Source organism: Nakamurella alba, from assembly GCF_009707545.1.
GTDB classification, from domain to species: Bacteria; Actinomycetota; Actinomycetes; order Mycobacteriales; family Nakamurellaceae; genus Nakamurella; species Nakamurella alba.
On sequence record NZ_WLYK01000005.1, the window covers coordinates 653,469 to 670,726 of the forward strand.

Sequence of the window (17,258 nt, forward strand, 5' to 3'; positions counted from 1 at the left end):
ATCCCGCCCCTCCCGGACAGGCCCGCCGTAGTGTAGGCGGGGCCTTTCGGGTGGTGCGGGGGATCGCCGGGAATCCCTGGTGAAGGCATCGGTGTCGGGGTGCCGTGGTACGCGTACAGGACGGAGGAGTGGGATGTCGCAGCGGGTGATCCACCGGCCGGCGCGGACGCGGACCGAGCAGTACCGCCCCGCCCCGGTGCAGCTGATCCCGCCGCCGACCCCGCCGGAGACCGGCGGCAGCATCCAGGGCGCGATGCAGATCCTGATGCCGGTGATGGGCGGCGCCGGCTCGCTGATCATGATCGTGTCGAACAGGAACCCGGTGATGTTGATCGCCGGCGGCATCATGCTCGGGGCCACCATCCTCGGCGCGCTGGCGATGTTCGTCGGCCAGCGCACCGGCGCCGCGCGCAAGGCGGCCGATCTGCGCCGGCGCTACCTCGACCACCTGGACCGGGTGCGTGGCGACCTGTCGGACTCGACGGCGCGGCAGCGGGATGCGGCGCTGCTGCACCACCCCGATCCGGACCTGCTGCCCGAGATCGCCAGGGATCCGGCCCGGATCTGGGAACGCCGCCCGGGTGACCCGGACTTCCTGGTGGTGCGGGTGGGCACCGGTCCGGCCCCGCTGTGGTCCCGTGTGGCCGCGACACCGGTGCGGGATCCGTTGGCGGAACCGGACATCGTCACCGCCGCCGCCGTGCACCGGATCGTGGAACGGGACCGGATGGTCGGCGGGATGCCGATCGGACTGCCGATCTCGGGCCGGGTCAGCGTGGTCGGGGCGCCGGCCGAGGTCCGCCGGGTGATGACCGCGGCCCTGGCCCAGCTGGTCACCCTGCACGGCCCGGAGGAGGTGCGGCTGCTGGCCTGCGTCCCGCGGTCGGGCAGCCGCTGGCTGGACCGGCTGAAATGGCTGCCGCACGCACTGTCCACCGAGGAGGTGGACGGGGTGGCCCCGGCGCGGCTGGCAGCCGCGCGGCCCGAGGAACTGATGGCGACGATCGGACCCGAGATCGCCCGCCGGGTCGGTGAAGCCACCCGGACGCTGCGGTCCCGGCAGGGTGATCCGTCCCGCTTCGGTCCGGCCCTGGTGCTGCTGGTCGACGGGCTGGCCGGTACCGCCGCCGACCCGCTGTCCGGCATCCCCGCCGATCTCGACCCGGCCGGGATCGGCGTGCACGTGCTGACTCTCGTCCCGTCCCCGCACCTGGAACCGCGCCTGGTCGACGTCCGGCTGACCGTCGGCGACGGCGGGGTGCAGGTGCAGGACCTGCGCCCGCCGGACGACCACGACGACGTGCAGGCGGCGCGGGTGCGTGCGGTCGGCGCCGCCGCGGGGGTGCCCGACGAGATCGCCGACGGGGTGCTGGACGGGCTGGTCCGGGAGCTGACCGCGGTCCGGCTGGTGGAGGAGCGCGGGCCGGACGAGCCGCTCGCCGGCACCCTCTCGCTGGGCGATCTGGTGGGTGTGCAGGATCCCGGCGACTTCGACGTCGCGGCGACCTGGCGGCCCCGGTCGTTGCCCGACTTCCTTCGTGTGCCTTTTGGTCTCGGACCGTCGGGGGAGCGGGTGCACCTGGACATCAAGGAGCCGGCGCTCGGCGGGATGGGGCCGCACGGCCTGTGTGTCGGCGCCACCGGGTCGGGCAAGTCCGAGGTGCTGCGCACCGTGGTGCTGTCGCTGGCGATGAGTCACCCGCCGGAGCGGTTGGCGATGGTGCTCGTGGACTACAAGGGCGGCGCCACCTTCGCCGGCCTGGAGGACCTGCCGCATTGCGCGGCGATGATCTCCAACCTGTCCGACGACACCGGGCTGGTCGACCGGCTGCACGACGCGTTGTTCGGTGAGATGAAGCGCCGCCAGCAGGTGCTGGCCGCGGCCGGCAACCTGCCGAACGTCACCGAGTACAACCGGCGACGGGATGCGGGCGAGCCGATGGAGCCACTGCCGAACCTGTTCGTGGTGATCGACGAGTTCGGCGAGTTGCTCACCGCCAAACCGGATTTCATCGAACTGTTCCTGGCCATCGGCCGGATCGGCCGGTCGATCGGCGTGCACCTGCTCCTGGCCTCGCAGCGGCTGGAGGAGGGCCGGCTGCGCGGGCTAGAGTCGTTCCTGTCGTACCGACTGGGCCTGCGCACCTTCAACGTCAACGAGTCCCGGTCGGTGCTCGGGGTGCCGGACGCCTACGAACTGCCGCCCATCCCGGGATCGGGCTACCTGAAGGTCGACACCACGGTGTTCCAGCGGTTCAAGGCCGCCTACGTCTCCGGGGTCTACACGCCGCCGGTGACCGGCGAGACCGAGATCGACATTGCGCCGGTGGCAGCACCTTTCCCGCTGTTCAACGACACGGCGGCGTACCTGGCGGCGGTCGGCGCCGAGCAGGAGGCCGCCCGGCCGGCGGCCCCGGTCGTCGCGGAGGACGTGCTGGCGCCGAGCGTGCTGGACGTCGCCGTCCGCCGGCTCGCGGAGGCCGGGAACCGGGTCGCGCAGATCTGGCTGCCGCCGCTGCCGTCCCGGCTGCCGTTGGACGAGGTGGCCGGCCCGGTGGTCCCGGATCCGGTGCTGGGCCTGCGGTTCGGCGCGTCGCTGCCGGGCGTCGGCCGGTTCGGCGGTCTGCGGATCCCGATCGGCCTGCTGGACCGGCCGGCGGACCAGCGGCAGGAGCCGTACGTGCTGGACCTCGGTGCCTCCGGTGGTCATCTGGCGATCCTCGGTGCGCCGCAGAGCGGCAAGTCGGTGCTGCTGCGGTCCATGGTCATCTCCGCGGCACTGACCCACCAACCCGGCGAGATCTCCTTCTACTGCGTCGATCTGGGTGGCGGTTCGTTGCGGGTGCTGGAGGGTCTGCCGCACGTCGCGGGGGTGGCGCCGCGGATGGACGCCGACAGGGTGCGCCGCACCATCGCCGAGGTCGCGACCGCGCTGGCCGAGCGCGAGCAGCTGTTCTCCCGCTGGGGGATCGACTCGGTGGAGGAGATGCGGGACCGGTTCCGGGCCGGGCGGCTGCACGAGCTCGACGTCGCCGACATCGTGCTGGTCGTGGACAACTACCCGGTGCTGCGCTCCGACTTCGAGGACCTCGCCGACCTGCTGCTCGACCTGGCCACCCGCGGGCCCGGGTACGGCATCCACCTGGTGCTGACCTCCGGCCGCTGGGCGGACATCCGGATGCAGCTGCAGGCGGCACTGGGCAGCAAGGTCGAGCTGCGGGTCAACGATCCCGGCGACTCCACCGTCTCCCGCAAGGCCGCGGCCAACCTGCGCGCCGACACCCCCGGCCGCGCGCTGGTCGCCGACGCCCTGCAGGTGCAGGTGTGCCTGCCGGAGCTGGCGGGTGGTGTCGGAGCGGATCCCGGCGCCGTGTCGGATCTCTCGGCGACAGCGGAGGTCTCGCGGGCCGTGCCGGGCGGGGACGGATCGGGTGCTGCCGGCGCGGTCGGCGGTACCTCGGCATCGGCCACCGAGCAGCTTGTCGCGGACATCGCGGCGGCGTGGCCGGGCGCGCCGGTGCCGGCCATCCGGATGCTGCCCACCCTGGTCGACCAGGCCGAGCTGCGGGTCCGGGCCGGTGAGCGGGCCGGCGTCGTCATCGGTGTCGACGAGACCGAGCTGAAACCGGTGGAGCTGGACACCGACGGCGCCGACCGGCACATCCTGTTGCTGGGCGATGCGGAGAGCGGCAAGACGTCGTTCCTGCGGCTGCTGGTCTCCGACCTGATCGCGCGCCGCACCGACGACGAGGTGGTGTTCGCGGTGTTCGACATCCGCCGCACCCTGCTGGACGTGGTGCCGGAGGACTACCTCGGCGCCTATGCCGGCACCGCTGCGGCGGCGGCGGGCATGGCGGGCGGTGTGGCCGGGGAACTGCGCAAGCGGCTGCCCCCGGACGACGTGACCGCGGCCCAGCTGCGATCCCGGTCGTGGTGGAAGGGTCCGGAGATCTACGTACTGGTGGACGACTACGACCTGCTGGCCTCCGGCGGACCGGGACCGCTGGCGCCGTTCCTCGAGTTCCTGCCGCAGGCGCGGGACATCGGCTTCCACATGGTGCTGTGCCGTCGGTCCGGTGGTGCCGGCCGGGCGCTGTACGAGCCGGTGCTGCAACGGCTGCGGGAGGTCGGCGCCACCGGCCTGCTGCTCTCCGGTGACCGACAGGAGGGCGCGATCTTCCCCGGCGTCCACCTCTCCGTGCAGCCCACCGGCCGCGGCACGCTGGTGCGCCGGGGCCGCAAGCCTCAGTTGCTCCAGCTCGGCTACCTCCCCGAACCCTCCTGAGACACGCGTTGCGTCCGTGGAAGTGGCTGCAATAGCGACCAGATGCACGGACGCACACAAGGTCTCGCGCGACAGCGTCCTGCATCCAGTGAGGTATAGCTCACCGGTTGCAGGACGCTACTGCCTGGCCGCTCGGCCCGTGCGCGCGCACCAGGGTGGTGCGGCGGGTCAGTTCCAGCCGCGGGCGGCGGCGTAGGCGGGGACCGCGGCGGTGAGGACGTCGCGGATGCGGGCGGCCTCGGCGGCGGCGCGCACCTGCGCGGGGTCGAACGGGTCGGCCGAGACGAGCGCATAGGCCTCGGCCTGCGCGGCGGCCTCGACCTCGGCCAGCGGCGGCGTGGAGGCGAGGGTGACGTCCAGGTCGGCCAACAGGTCCACCGCCTCGTCGGAGGCCCAGCCGGCGGCCTCGACCGCATCCTCGCCGTACTGTGCGGTCGCCGCGTAGGAGATCGCGCTGATCGCCCGCATCGCGTAGTAGGCCGGGCTGTTGCTGTCGTCGGCGTCCGCCTCGTCGGCCTCGTTCACCTCGGCGTCCACCTGCTCGGCCGCCGCCGCATCGACCGCACCGACGCCCGCACCGTCGCCGGCGCCCAGACCGGCCCAGAGCCGCTGCAGCCAGTCGTCGACCGCGGCGGCGGTGGCCGGCGAGGCCCAGCCACGGACCAGCGGCTGCAGGTGCGTCGCGCAGGCCAGGGCGTAGGCGGCCAGCCGCGGCCGGTCCAGCGCACTCAGATCGAGGTCGGGGGTGGGCGTCTCGGTCATGAGGGCCACCAGAACATGCGGTGCGGTGTCTTCGCAAGCTCGCCGGTGGTGACGCCGGGGAACGTCGGACCGCCGGTCTGCCCGCCGCTGCCCGTGATCAGCGGCGCACAGGTCGACTCGCAGACGTTGCGGGAGGTGCCACCGGCGGTCGGTGACCACTCCGGTGATCCGTCGAGGTGCGACAGGATGGTCTGCTCGGCGTGCCCGACCCCGTCGACGTACTGCTCGCCGTCCCGCAGCTGACCCTCCCAGGTGCGCGGCATGGTCGGCGCCTCGGTGGCGATCAGCGTCCGCACCTCGCCGGTCTCGGTGTGCCGGACCTGGACGACCGCGGTAGTGCCGTTGCGGACCAGCCAGGGACGCTCCCGCTGCGACTGCAGGTCGGCCGCGCGGGTCTGCAGCCCGGCGGCCACGTCCTGACACTTGAGACCACTGGGATCGACCTCGCGGAGCGGGTTGTCGACGTAGCGGTGCGGATCCGGCGCGGGTTGCAGGCCCATCGGGTCGGGCGTGGTGAACCGCGCCGTCTCCGGGTCGTAGTAGCGGTACCGGTTGTAGTTCAGCCCCGACTCCGGATCGGCGTACTGGCCGGCGAAACGGATCGGGCAGTTCGGCCGGTCCGGGTCGGTCGTGGGGTCCGGGACGAGCGGACTGCCCCACAGGGTGGCCTGCGGTGCCCGCCAGCGGATCGAGCGGCCGTCCTCGGCGACCAGTTCGGTGGGGGTCCCCACCGGATCGGTCACCACGGCGTCGAACTCGTCGGACCCGCCGCGGGCGATGTGCTGCGCGACCGGTACCAGGCCGTCGTCCGCGTAGTCCCACCCGGTGACTGTCACCGTGCCGTCGGCAGCTGTGCTGATCTGCTCGACCAGCGTCGGACCGTCCCAGACGAACTCGGTGCGGGCGCCGTCGGTGCCGTCGACCCCGCGCTGCTGCTTGGACAGCCGGCGGCCGAACATGTCGTAGGTGTAGGTCCAGGTGCTGCCGTCCGTGGGCCGCACCCCGACCAGCCGGTCCTCGGCGTCGTAGTCGAAGTGGGTGACGGCGGGCTTGGCGGACAGCCGGGTGGTGCTCCGGCTGACCAGCCGGCCGTCGGCGTCGTAGGCGTAGCGATGCCGCCCGGAGCGCACGACACGCGTGCCGTCGTACTCGCGGGTGCCGCCCGCGTCCATCAGTCCGTCCGGGACGGGCATCGCTCCCGCGGACATCGAAAAGGCGAGATCGGTGATGTTGCCGGCACCGTCGTACCGGTAACCCTCGGTCCAGCCCGCGGCGTCCACCCGCTGCACCCGGCCGGCCGGGTCGAGCAGGTAGTCCCGGGCCACCCCGGTGATCCGGTCGTGGACACCGGTCGGCGTGCCGTCGGCGCGGTAGCGGAACTCCCGCGCGGTGAGCATCTCCGGGCCGCCGGAGGCATCGCCGTGCCGGCCGGCTGCCTGCGCGGTCCGCCGCCCGGCGATGTCGTAGCTGCTGTCGAGCACCGCGCCGGCGTCGAACTCCCGCCGGGTCTCACGTCCGGCATCGTCGATCCCGAATCGGATCTCGCGGCCGGCGGTGCCGAGGGCCACGGTGCGCCCGGTGGCGTCCCGCACCCGGGTGCTGGTGCGGCCGGAGGGCAGGGTGGTACCGGTGCGGCGACCCGCGGCGTCGAATGTCGAGGCGACCGTGCGGCCGTTCACCGTCTCCGCGATCACCCGGCCTGCCGGGTCCCGGGTCAGTGCGACGGTGACGGACCCGGAATCGGCCCCGATCAGGCTGCCCCGTCGGTCGTAGCGGTAGTGCACGGTGCCGGCGGAGGTGGAGCGGGAGACCAGGTCGCCGGCGAGATCGTAGGCGAAACCGGTGGTCTCGCCACGGGCGTCGGTGAGTGCCGTGGGCCGGCCGACGGCGTCGTGGGTGTAGCCGACCGTGCGTCCGTCGAAGTCGGTCTCGGCCACCACCTGACCGGCGGCGTCGTAGACGTACCGCCAGCGCCGACCGGCCGGGTCGGTGACGGTGGTCAGTCGCAACTCGGTGTCGTAGGCGAACAGGTACCGGGCACCGGACGGATCGGTCCGGCTGACCGGCAGGTCGAAGATCCCGTTCTCGTACTCGGTCCGGCCCTGCGCCGGGTCGGTCCGGGACAGCAGGTTGCCCTCCGGATCCCATGCCCAGACCCATTGCGCGCCATCGGGTCCGGTCCGGCGTAGCGGCCGACCTTCCACAGACCACTCGGTGACGGTGCGGGCGCCGGCCGGGTCGACCAGCAGCACCTGCCGGCCGAAGGCGTCGTAGGCGTAGCTGCTGGTGCGGCCGAGGGCATCGGTGACCGCCACGATGCGCCCTGCCGCGTCGGTGTCGATCTCCACCCGGTCGCCGAGCGCGTTGATCGCCGCGGACACCGCGCCGGTGGGCGCGTACTCGGAGATCGACGTCGCCCCGGCCGGTGTGGTCTCGCTGATCAGCGAGCCGTTCTTGTCGAAAGCGCTGAGGTGGTGCTGACCCTCGGCATCGGTGGTCCGGACCGGACGGCCGTGTGCGTCACGTTCGATCCGCACCGTCGACCCGTCCGGGTGCACCACCTCGAGCATGCGGCCGAGGTCGTCGAGCACGAACTGGGTGGTGCGGCCCTCGGCGTCGGTCCGCATCAGCAGTCGGTCGAAGCTGTCCCGCAGGTAGGAGGTGATGCGGTGCAGCGGGTCGACGACACGGGTGATCTGCCCGTCCTCGTTGAACTCGTAGACGCTGACCGCGCCGGTGGAATCGGTGACGGTGGTGCGGCCGAGCCCGTACGAGAACGCGTACGACAGCACCCGGCCGCGGCCCGCGGTGCGGATGCAGCGGGACTGCTCGTCGTAGAGGTACTCGTACCAGATGCCGTTGCGGTCGTCCCAGCGGACGATGCGGGCCTGGTCGTCGTAGTGCAGCCGGAGCGGCAGGCCGGAGGAGTTGACGATCGAGGCGAGCCCGCGCAGGCCGTGGCCGTAGCTCAGCACCCGGGTCATGCCGTCCGGTGCGGCCGGATCGGCGAGCGACAGCCCGGTGAACCGGCCCCGGTCCGATTCGATCAGCAGCTGGTACCCACCGGTGTGCGAGATCCGCTGCAGCACACCGGTGTCGCCGTAGCCGAAGACGATGCGGTTGTCGTGGGCATCCCTGATGTGCTCGATCCGGCCGTCGCCCGCGTCGTCGAGGTCGGCCAGCCGGCGGGTGACCAGCTCGATCGGGTCGGTGAGGTCCCAGCCGTCACGTAGCCGGGTCAGCGCCCAGCGCCGGATCCCCCAGCGCGCGATCCGGCTCTCACCCTCGGTCAGCGTGAGCGCGTCCTCGAAGAGCAGCGCACCGCCGTCCTCGGTGAGGAAGAGCAGATCGTCGCCGGCGCCGCGGACCAGGCGCTGGTCCAGCGTGGACGCCCAGGAGGGGCCGAAACCGCCGCCCCAGCGGTACGAACTGAGGTGGGTGCGGCGCAGGACCAGCGGCAGTACCCCGGGGAGGGTGAGATCGGTGTGCGACAGTAGCATGTCGCCGGACACGACATCGATCGGATCGCCGCAGGCGGTGCGGTCGCCCAGCGGGGTCCGCGTCGTGGGGGATCCGGCACCGGTGTCGCCGGCCCGCCCGCCGCGACCGCCGCGACCGCCGCGGGCACCCAACGCGCCGAGTCCGACCACCATGGCCAGGTCCGCGGGTGAGGCCTCGCCGGTGGCGACCTGGTAGGAGGTGACGGCGATGTCGGCGCCCATGGCGATCTTCGCGGCACGCACCCCGGGTATCAGTCCCAGTGCGTCCAGCCCGATCTGGGTCCAGGAGCCCTCACCGGTGGCCAGTTTGACGGCCACGTCGATACCGATGGCCGCGGCGCCGGTGACCAGGGCGATGGGTCCCATGATCGGCGCGAGCCCGGGGATCAGGGCCAGCACGCCGGCGATGCCGGAGATGGTCTTGAGGACGGAGGAGATGGCGGTGAGCACGTCGGCGTGCTCGGCGATCCAGTCGCCGACGTTCGAGCACAGCGAGTCGAACCAACCCGGCGGATCCTCGAAACGCATCCCCTTCGCCTCGTTGATCTTCGAGACGCAGGTGTCCACCGCGCTGCGGTGCTTGCTCTGGATGCCGTTGGCGGCGTCGATGGTGCCTTGCAGTGCCGCCTGCTTCGCGCTGAGATCCGCGGTGGCACCGGAGGTCTGCGGTTGGTAGGTGTCCGTCGGCATGGTCTCGCCGGGCTTGAGCAGCTTCTCCGCCTCGGCCTGCGCGGTGGCGTGCTGGGAATCCGCGGTCTGCGCGTGCGAGACGGCGGTCTGTGCGCCGGAGACCGCATCGCTCTGCTCGTCCCGGTCCGCCGCCAGGCTCGACAGCTGCGACTGCAGGGACTCCAGCGTGTCGGCGTAGGTGGTGAGTGCGGAGGCGACCATCGACCACGCCTCGCTGGTGGTCTCCAGGTTCGGCGGGAGGTCGTCGGACATCTGCGAGCGGTAGGTGTCGGCCTCGTCGCCGACGAACTCGCTGGAGTCCAGGCCGCGGATGTCCGAGGCCGCGGTCGACGTGTCGGTGGAGAACCCGCTCCACTTCGTTGCCGAGGAACGGATTTCACCCGGCGAACCACCGAGGACGAACGGATCTCCCAACCTGCTCACCGCTTTCGCACCGGGCACCGGTGAAGGTGCCACCCCGACCGTGCGCTCGTCGGCGCACGACATGCTCGGGGGCGGACCGGTGCACGCACCGACCCGCCCCCTGGTACCGCTGTCCTGCCGACGTCGGTCCCACCCCTGGAACCCTGATGACGTCGGAGGTCTCGTCGGCCGTCCGCGACGGCCGTGTGCCGCACCCGCGCTCTCGCGACCGGGGCGGCGGCCCGATCAGTGCGCGGACAGCGCGCCGCGCACCTGACCGCGCATGTCCTTGACGGACGAGGTGTTCTTGCCCAGCGCCGAGTTCACGGCGGTGAGGATCTCCTGGACGGTGGTGGCGGCGGAGTCCCACTTGGACTGGATCCCCGCGTACACCTCCATCTCGTCGCCGTCCCACGACGACTTCACGCTGGTCACGAAGCCGCCGAGGTCGCTCAGCGACGACTCGAGGCCCGAGATGACCGACGCCAGGTCGCCGGCGGCGGCCTCCGCGGTCGCCTCGTTGTACGAGAACACTCCTGCACCCATGCCTGTACTTCCTTCCGCTACGGATCTGCGACGCAGCCGGGAGCCGATCGGTTCCCGGCACGCCGGAGAAGTTTCTGGAGATCGTTCGCCCAGGTCACCGGGCGTCCGGTACTGCTGACCGTGTGCGCCCCCCGGCGCGCCGGGTCACCAGTTGAACTTGGCCGACTCCCACGAGGCGCCGCTCATGGTGGCGTTCATCTCGTCGGTCTGCTGCTGCTCGTACTGGTCGTACAGGCCGCCGGCGTTCTTGACGTTGCCCTTGATGGACGCCAGTGCGGAGTTCAGGTCCTTCATCGCCGCGTTCCAGGCGGCGGTCAGCGCCTCCCAGGACGTGTACGAGGTGCCCTGCCACTCCGAGGGCAGGTCCTCGATGGCCGAGATGAACGCCTGTGCCTGCGCATTCATCGACGACTCGGCCGTCTCCAGGTTCGATGCGTGCTTGTTGACCGAATCCTCGCGTACCGCGAACTTCGGACCCATGTCCCTCACCCCGATCTCGGTTGCGGTGGTCGGCCCCGACGGCCGGCTCCGGGCAGACACTAACCCCGCGAGGGTGTTCCGCGTCGGGAGTTGTCCACAACGGTGCAGAACTCCCCGTTCGGCCCAGCGTTCGTCGCCCGCACGGGGGATGAAAGTCCTTGTGGAGGCGTGTTTGTCCACATCTGTCCGGATCGCCGGTTGTGCATGGGTCGGATGTGCTACGAGAGGCGTTGCTGTGCAGTGACTGTGCGGCGCGCCAGTGCGTGCTCAGCCGGCGGCGGACGCGATACGGAGCGCGGTCACCAGGTCACGCCGCGCGAGGTTGTCGAGGCGTCCGCCGGACAGCGCCGCCGAACGGCGGAGGTGATGGGTCGGGACCGGGGCCCGGAACGCACGTGCGGTCGAGGCGCGCCCACCGACCAGTACCACCGACAGCCCGACCGGCCGGTCCCGCCCCGGGGTGCGGGCGATCCGGTCCCGGAGCACCTCGATCGATCGCGCCGCGTCGTCGTCGGCCCGGGCGGTGAGCACCAGATGGTCGGCGACGCGCAGGATGCCGTGCAGGACGGGTGCGCCGACCCCGGCCGGGCCGTCGACGACGACCAGGTCGGCCCGGTGCGGCAGGGCCTGCAGCGTGTGTTCGAGCTGCTGGGGAGCCACGGGTGCGCTACCGGGCGGGAGTGCGAGCACCGGGATCGCGGTGTCCGGGGTCAGTGCCGTCCGCAGGACGGCGCGCGGCAGCGGGGCGCCGCGAGGGTGGGCCAGCAGCCGGTCCCACCGGCCGGGCGAACCGGTCCCGGCGAGCAGCTCGCCGACGGACCGGGATCCCGCCGGGGCCGGTCCGCCGGCGTCCAGCAGCACCACGCGACGCCGGGTCCAGCCCGACCATGCGAGCCCGATCAGCGCCGCCACCGTGCTGCGTCCGGACCCCTGTCCGGCGCCGAGGACCGCAACGGTGCGCAGCGGTCCGGGCCGTGGTCGGCGGAGATCGTCGACAGCGGCGGTGAAGTCGTCCACGTGCAGGGCCAGCGCCGGGTCGATCGCGGCGCGGGTCACCGCGGCCCATTTGGTCTGCACGTGCTCCACCGCCTCTCGTCGCCGTTCGCTGGTTGCGTCCCATCCTGCCCTGCGTCGGTGCGGTCGTGGGTGCCCCGGGGGAGTTGTCCACACAGTTCCGTCGACCTGCCCCGCGGGAGCGGCGGCGGGGGTAGCGTCCCCACGGGTCGGGTGGCGCTGTCGGGGTGCCGCCGGAAGGGAGACGTGACGATGACCGACTATGCGAAGTACCCGTACGCGACGCTGCAGAGCCTCGGGTCCAATCTCACCGGGATCAGTGAGACGGTGTCCTCGTCGTCGAAGGGCTCCTACGACGTGTCCGGGCTCAGCGGCGACCAGGGCGACATCAGCAACGCCCTCGGCGATTTCCGCGACGAGTGGGAGGCCAGCGTCGACAAGCTCGGCGAGAGCATCGGCGGCTACGGCGAACTCACCACCCAGATCGGCGACATGTCGCAGGGTCTGGACCAGGCGCTGGCCGACGCGATGAACCCGGGTGCGACGTCGGCGTGAGGATCGGAGAACTGCCGGCCGAGCACGTCGAGCTCGACCCGGCCGCGCCCCGGCCGCCGTTCCCGTTGTGGATGCGGCTGCCGGCCGAGTGGTCGCTACTGGACACGAATCCCGCGACCTGGCAGCGCAGCGCGGAGGAGTTGGTGCGTACCTCGTTCGGCGGCGGGAAGCTGCCGGCGGCCGAACGTCGCGGGGTGCTGTCGGTGCTGGAGGACCTGGTCGCCGACTGCCAGCGCGCGGGCAGCGCGCTCAACCTGGTGACCGTCGGGCGGCTGAAGGCCGGCACCGCGTTCAGTGCGGGGATCCATGTCGCCTTCGCCGGTGACGAGCGGCCGGCCACCCTCGGCCGGGTGCAGGACGTGCTGAGCCGGTCGGGCACCACCACCGAGATCGGCACCGCGAGCGGGCCGGCGTTGCTGCACCGGGACCGCAGCACCATGGTGGTACCCGGCACCGCGACCATCGCCGCGCTCACCAACCTGCAGATCTTCCTCCCCTTCGCCGGGACCACGTGGACCGCCGTGCTGTCGACCTCGTCGGCGTTCGACGAACTGACGCCCCGGCTGGAAGCCCTCGTCCGCGAGATGGCGGCCGGGATCCGGCGCACCGCAACGGATGCGGACGGCTCGGATGGTGTCGCCGTGGACGGTGTCGAGCCGGCTGGTGACGGCTCGGGCGAGGCCGGGTCGGACCTTGCCGGCGCGGTTCCGGACGCCGGCGGGCCGGGAGAGCCGATGGTGGAGCGGGCGATCGGGGCCCCGGTGGCCGAGCGGCCGGGAGCGGCGTCGTGACCAGCACCCGGGCCCGGATCATCCTGCAGGCGCACGCCACCCGTACCGCGACCGCGTTGGCCCTGCTGCTGCACGGCCGGGACCGCGGTCCGCGGGACCTGCGCAAGCCGCTGGGGGCTGTCATCGGCAGCGTGATCATCGCGGTGGTCATCGTGATCGCCGTGGCCGTCGGGACCAGGGTCGGAGCGATGCTCGACGCCCGATAGGGCTCGGCGCGACCGGGCGCTGGTGGGCTCGGCGCGACCGGGGCTCGATACCGTTCGGGCAGCTGTGTCAGGGCCCCCGACAGCTGGGCCAGGCTCGTCGTCAATGGTGCACCGGCGCGGCCCGCTGTTGTTGACGCCCAACGGTTGTCCGACGTCCGGGCGCGGCTCCGGATCGGGGACCTTTTCCGTCGGGGAGCGATGGTTCCGGTCCCCGATTCCTTCGGCGCGGCAGCGCACCGTTCGATGCCGATGCCGATGCCGATGCCGATGCCGATGCCGATGGCGATGGCGATGGCGATGCCGATGCCGATGCCGATGGCGATGCCGATGCCGATGGGCGGCGTGGCGAGGTTCGCTGTTGTTGGCACCCAACGGTTGCCCCGCCACTGGGCGCTCCGGATCGGTGTCGGATCGGGGACTTTTTCCGTCGCTGGGCGATGGTTTCGGTCCCCGATTCCTTCGGCGCGGCAGCGCACCGTTCGATGCTGATGGCGGTGTGGCGAGGTTCGCTGTTGTTGGTACCCAACGATCGTCGGACGGCCGATGCGCGGCTCCGGATCGGGGACCTTTTCCGTCGCTGGGCGATGGTTACGGTCCCCGATCCGTGCGGCGGCAGCGCCCCGTCCGATGCCGATGGGCGGTGTGGCGAAGTCCGCTGTTGGTGACGCCTAACGGTGGTCCGACTTCCGGGTGCGCGGCTCAGGATCGGGGACCTTCTCGGTCGCGGGGCGATGGTTGCGGTCCTCGATTCCTACGGTGCCAGCCGCCGAAGGGCTCGTCGCCGATGGGGCAGCGGGGCGGGTCCGCTGTTGTCGCCGCCGCGGCTGCACAATGTCCGCGGGTGGTTCCTGAATGGGGACCCTTTCCGTCGCAGGGCGATGGTTCCGGTCCCTGATGTCCCAGGCCGACAGTGATCGCGGTGCGGGCCGGCGAGCACCGACCATGCGCCACGGCGTCACGCTGCGGCGTGCGTAGGAGAGAACCAATGGAGATCTCCGCTAGACATGTGACCATATGGTCACCTATCTTGAATGCGTGACCGACGACGGCCTGGTGTTCAAGGCGCTCGCCGATCCCACCCGCCGTCTCCTGTTGGACCGGCTCTTCGAGCGCGACGGCCGCACGCTCGGAGACCTCGAGTCCGGGACGGAGATGACCCGGTTCGGGGTGGCCAAGCACCTGCGTCTGCTGGAGGACGCCGGTCTGGTGGTCACCCGGCGGTCCGGGCGGGAGAAGCTGCACTACCTCAACCCCGTGCCGATCCGGCAGATCCACGACCGCTGGCTCGACAAGTTCACCAGCGGAACAGCTTCCGCGCTCCTCGATCTCAAAGCCCACCTGGAGGAACCGTCATGACCAGCAGCACCACAACCTCAGGCTCGCCCGGCAGCGGCACCGACGCCGCGACCACCCAGGTCTACAAGATCTACATCAAGGCCTCCGCGGAGGCGATCTGGACCGCCCTCACCGATCGCAACTGGACCGCACGATGGGGTTTCGGCGGCTACGTCGACATGGACCTCCGGCCGGGCGGACATTACGAGGTGCGGGCCTCCAAGGAGTTCCGGGCGGGTGCGCTCGCCCGTGGCAACGACCTGCCGGAGATCATCATCGAGGGCGAGGTGCTCGAGGTGGATGCGCCGCATCGGCTGGTGCACTCGTTCCACATGCTGATGGATCCCGGGACGGCCGGCGAGGCATTCACCACCGTCACCTATGAGATCGTCGAACGACCGGGCGGGATGTGCTCGCTGACGATGGTCCACGAACTGGCCGGCGCACCGCAGCTGGCCCTGATCGTCGGTGGGGCGTACGAGGAGTACGGCGCCGGTGGTGGTCACGCCTGGACGTTGAGCGATCTGAAGTCGTTGCTGGAGACCGGTTCTCGCATGTCCGACTGAATCCGTCGCCGCCTCCGCTCCGACGAGGACCGACCGTGTTCCACGTGGAACACGGCCGGTCAGGGGTCGATCTCGTCGATCGGGGTTTGGGGCTCCGCGACCCGGCACCCGCCGACCGCCGCCTCGCCGAGCCGCGCCGTTCCGCCGCGATTTCCGCGGCCGGACGGCACCGATCACTCGGGCCGCACGACCGGTCCCGTCACGTCGCTCCCGGGGGTTCAGGCGCGAAGGGTGAGCGACCCGACCGACCCGGGTCCCGGGACGACCCGCACCCGTCGGGGCCGGTGAGAGGAGACGAGGGAGAAGGGCGGCGGCACCGAGGTCCGGTGCGGCGAAGGACGGAGGTGGAACGGGCCGGCCGGCGCAGCTGTCAGGCAGCGACCTTGGACTGGAAGTCGAGCAGGATCGCGCCGTCGAGGCGGTAGGTCCAGCTGACCGTGCAGCCCATGCCGTCGGCGGTGCCGAAGCCGTCGAGGGTGCGGGTGCGGGCCATCCGGTCCAGCACCGAGGACGGGAAGCCGAGCTGGTCCAGGAACGACTGCAGGGCCGTCGGGTAGAGCTGGATGTCGACCTCGCGCAGCTGGATCTCGACGGTGTCGGAGTCGCCGGAGATGATCTGCCGCTCGGTGAAGTACTCGTAGGCAGCGGCCTGCAGCCCGTACATCGACGGCAGGTCGTCGACCAGCCGCAGCTCCGGGGCACGCTGCGCGGGCAGCATGGTGCGGGCGTCGTCGACGGCGTTCAGATCGCGTACACCCCGGGAGTAGCCGGCAACGGCGCCGATCAGCAGGCAGGGGAGTGCGATCACGATGGCCAGGAGCAGCGTCATCCGTGGTCGTCCTTCTCGTCCGGCGGACTGCCCCCCGATCGGCAATCGCGCATCACTTCGTGTTCGGTATCCAGGTTATGAGCCTGCGACCTGCGGGAACAGGGGTGACGCTCTTCCACGCGGCAAGTGCCCCCCGGTGGGTGAGCGGGGTCTGCGAGTGATCACCGAGGGTGTCCGCGTGCCCCACCGACGTGCCTGCTCTGCGCTGACGAGGGACACCCGTGCCTACCGGAGGGACCTACGCACGGTCACCGGATCCCCCGGCTCGATCACGCCGCGCTACATCGGTAGCAGTAGCGAGATCAGGATCAGCACCGGGACGGCCGCGACGGTGGTGATCAGGCCGGCGTCCCGGGCCTGCACGGCGCCCCGCTCGTAGTGGGCGGCGAAGTTGTAGATGTTCTGCGCGGTCGGCAGGGCGGCGGTGACGGTGACGGCGCGGACGGTCACCGGGTCGAGCTTGAACACCAGTGCGGCCAGGGCCCAGGCCAGCACCGGCATGACCAGGGACTTCAGCACGGAGGCCACGATCGTCGGCACCCGCTCGGGTCCCGGTCGCAGCGGACGCCCGCCGTGCAGGCTCATGCCGAAGGCCATCAGCACCAGCGGGATGGCTGCGCCGCCGAGGATGTCCAGCGGTGCCGTGACGACCTCCGGCAGGGTGATGCCGGTGGCGGCGACCACCACACCGAGCAGCGAGGCGATGATCAGCGGGTTCCGGATCGGCTGGGTCAGCAGCTGGCGGCGCGACACCCGGCCGGACGTGGAGATGTCCAGCGTCCCGAGGATCACCGGGGAGAGCAGCAGCAGCTGCAGCAGCAGCGTCGGGGCCACCCATTGCGGGTCGCCGAGCACGTAGACCGCCACCGGCAGGCCGATGTTGTTGGAGTTCACGTACGACGACGCCGAGGCGCCGATCACCGTCTCCGGGAGCTTCTGCTGGAACCAGATCCGTGAGGCGACGACGTACAGGACGGCCGCGAGCACGGCGCTGAGCAGGTTGACCAGCAGGAACGAGGAGAACAGCAACCGGATGTCGGCGCGGCCGAGCACCATGAACAGCAGCGCCGGGACGGCGATGTAGAACGCCACCCGGTTGAGGGCCGGCCCGACCTGAGGGCCCAGCAGCCCGGTCCGCCGGGTCACGTACCCGACGCCGATGACCACCGCGATGATCGCGAAACCGGTGATCACACCGGACACCGCACCACTTCCTGACCGCTGCCCGCCGGTTGCCCGGACCCTGTTGCCCCGGAAGAGTGTGCGCCCGCTCGTGGCGGTCGCAGCCGCACAACGG

14 protein-coding genes are annotated in these 17,258 nt (G+C 71.6%); 7 read left to right on the forward strand and 7 right to left on the reverse strand.

Going from position 1 to position 17,258, the window contains the following annotated elements:
* Window positions 1–133: 133 nt before the first annotated feature.
* On the forward strand, window positions 134–4,285 hold the full coding sequence (eccCa, locus tag GIS00_RS15005) for a type VII secretion protein EccCa (protein WP_154769200.1): 4,152 nt from the start codon (window positions 134–136) through the stop codon (window positions 4,283–4,285).
* A gap of 168 nt (window positions 4,286–4,453) precedes the next feature.
* Here the strand turns inward: eccCa and GIS00_RS15010 are convergent, their stop codons facing one another.
* The 5 genes from GIS00_RS15010 to GIS00_RS15030 form a co-directional block, all read right to left on the reverse strand.
* A complete protein-coding gene (locus GIS00_RS15010; RefSeq protein ID WP_154769201.1) occupies window positions 4,454–5,047 on the reverse strand; it encodes a hypothetical protein in 594 nt (197 codons plus the stop codon).
* A complete protein-coding gene (locus tag GIS00_RS15015; RefSeq protein WP_154769202.1) occupies window positions 5,044–9,660 on the reverse strand; it encodes a DUF6531 domain-containing protein in 4,617 nt (1,538 codons plus the stop codon). The genes GIS00_RS15010 and GIS00_RS15015 overlap by 4 nt, the downstream gene beginning before the upstream one ends.
* A 225-nt stretch (window positions 9,661–9,885) precedes the next feature.
* The gene (locus tag GIS00_RS15020) at window positions 9,886–10,185 is read right to left on the reverse strand and encodes a WXG100 family type VII secretion target (protein ID WP_154769203.1); all 300 of its coding nucleotides are present in this window, start codon (window positions 10,183–10,185) and stop codon (window positions 9,886–9,888) included.
* 144 nt (window positions 10,186–10,329) lie between these two features.
* Complete coding sequence (locus GIS00_RS15025) at window positions 10,330–10,665, reverse strand: WXG100 family type VII secretion target (RefSeq protein WP_154769204.1); 336 nt, start codon at window positions 10,663–10,665, stop codon at window positions 10,330–10,332.
* 267 nt (window positions 10,666–10,932) lie between these two features.
* Window positions 10,933–11,751, reverse strand: coding sequence for a hypothetical protein (locus tag GIS00_RS15030; RefSeq protein WP_154769205.1), 819 nt, complete (start codon window positions 11,749–11,751; stop codon window positions 10,933–10,935).
* A gap of 180 nt (window positions 11,752–11,931) precedes the next feature.
* Here GIS00_RS15030 and GIS00_RS15035 point away from each other — a divergent pair, with 180 nt between their 5' ends.
* The 6 genes from GIS00_RS15035 (at window position 11,932) to GIS00_RS15060 (ending at window position 15,132) form a co-directional block, all read left to right on the forward strand.
* Complete coding sequence (locus tag GIS00_RS15035; protein WP_154769206.1) at window positions 11,932–12,234, forward strand: hypothetical protein; 303 nt, start codon at window positions 11,932–11,934, stop codon at window positions 12,232–12,234.
* A complete protein-coding gene (locus tag GIS00_RS15040) occupies window positions 12,231–13,025 on the forward strand; it encodes a hypothetical protein (RefSeq protein ID WP_154769207.1) in 795 nt (264 codons plus the stop codon). The genes GIS00_RS15035 and GIS00_RS15040 overlap by 4 nt, the downstream gene beginning before the upstream one ends.
* On the forward strand, window positions 13,022–13,231 hold the full coding sequence (locus GIS00_RS15045) for a hypothetical protein (protein ID WP_154769208.1): 210 nt from the start codon (window positions 13,022–13,024) through the stop codon (window positions 13,229–13,231). Before GIS00_RS15040 ends, GIS00_RS15045 begins: the two co-directional genes overlap by 4 nt.
* Window positions 13,232–13,429: 198 nt before the next feature.
* Window positions 13,430–13,720: a hypothetical protein gene (locus tag GIS00_RS15050; RefSeq protein WP_154769209.1), complete on the forward strand. Its 291-nt coding sequence runs from the start codon at window positions 13,430–13,432 to the stop codon at window positions 13,718–13,720.
* Window positions 13,721–14,245: 525 nt separating this feature from the next.
* The gene (locus GIS00_RS15055) at window positions 14,246–14,587 is read left to right on the forward strand and encodes an ArsR/SmtB family transcription factor (RefSeq protein ID WP_154769210.1); all 342 of its coding nucleotides are present in this window, start codon (window positions 14,246–14,248) and stop codon (window positions 14,585–14,587) included.
* Window positions 14,584–15,132: an SRPBCC domain-containing protein gene (locus GIS00_RS15060; protein WP_154769211.1), complete on the forward strand. Its 549-nt coding sequence runs from the start codon at window positions 14,584–14,586 to the stop codon at window positions 15,130–15,132. Before GIS00_RS15055 ends, GIS00_RS15060 begins: the two co-directional genes overlap by 4 nt.
* A gap of 370 nt (window positions 15,133–15,502) precedes the next feature.
* Here the strand turns inward: GIS00_RS15060 and GIS00_RS15065 are convergent, their stop codons facing one another.
* Both GIS00_RS15065 and GIS00_RS29005 read right to left on the reverse strand, forming a co-directional pair.
* Window positions 15,503–15,961 (reverse strand): hypothetical protein, encoded by a 459-nt coding sequence (locus GIS00_RS15065; protein WP_154769212.1) that lies wholly within the window; start codon window positions 15,959–15,961, stop codon window positions 15,503–15,505.
* 279 nt (window positions 15,962–16,240) lie between these two features.
* Window positions 16,241–17,164, reverse strand: coding sequence for an AEC family transporter (locus GIS00_RS29005; protein ID WP_322097981.1), 924 nt, complete (start codon window positions 17,162–17,164; stop codon window positions 16,241–16,243).
* Between the last annotated feature and the right edge of the window lie 94 nt (window positions 17,165–17,258).

Bases quoted from the DNA above. Each gene is read 5' to 3' on its own strand.
- eccCa (WP_154769200.1), top strand. From the start codon at position 134: ATGTCGCAGCGGGTGATCCACCGGCCGGCGCGGACGCGGACCGAGCAG.
- GIS00_RS15010 (WP_154769201.1), bottom strand. From the start codon at position 5,047: ATGACCGAGACGCCCACCCCCGACCTCGATCTGAGTGCGCTGGACCGG.
- GIS00_RS15020 (WP_154769203.1), bottom strand. From the start codon at position 10,185: ATGGGTGCAGGAGTGTTCTCGTACAACGAGGCGACCGCGGAGGCCGCC.
- GIS00_RS15025 (WP_154769204.1), bottom strand. From the start codon at position 10,665: ATGGGTCCGAAGTTCGCGGTACGCGAGGATTCGGTCAACAAGCACGCA.
- GIS00_RS15035 (WP_154769206.1), top strand. From the start codon at position 11,932: ATGACCGACTATGCGAAGTACCCGTACGCGACGCTGCAGAGCCTCGGG.
- GIS00_RS15050 (WP_154769209.1), top strand. From the start codon at position 13,430: ATGGTTCCGGTCCCCGATTCCTTCGGCGCGGCAGCGCACCGTTCGATG.
- GIS00_RS15055 (WP_154769210.1), top strand. From the start codon at position 14,246: ATGGTCACCTATCTTGAATGCGTGACCGACGACGGCCTGGTGTTCAAG.
- GIS00_RS15060 (WP_154769211.1), top strand. From the start codon at position 14,584: ATGACCAGCAGCACCACAACCTCAGGCTCGCCCGGCAGCGGCACCGAC.
- GIS00_RS15065 (WP_154769212.1), bottom strand. From the start codon at position 15,961: ATGACGCTGCTCCTGGCCATCGTGATCGCACTCCCCTGCCTGCTGATC.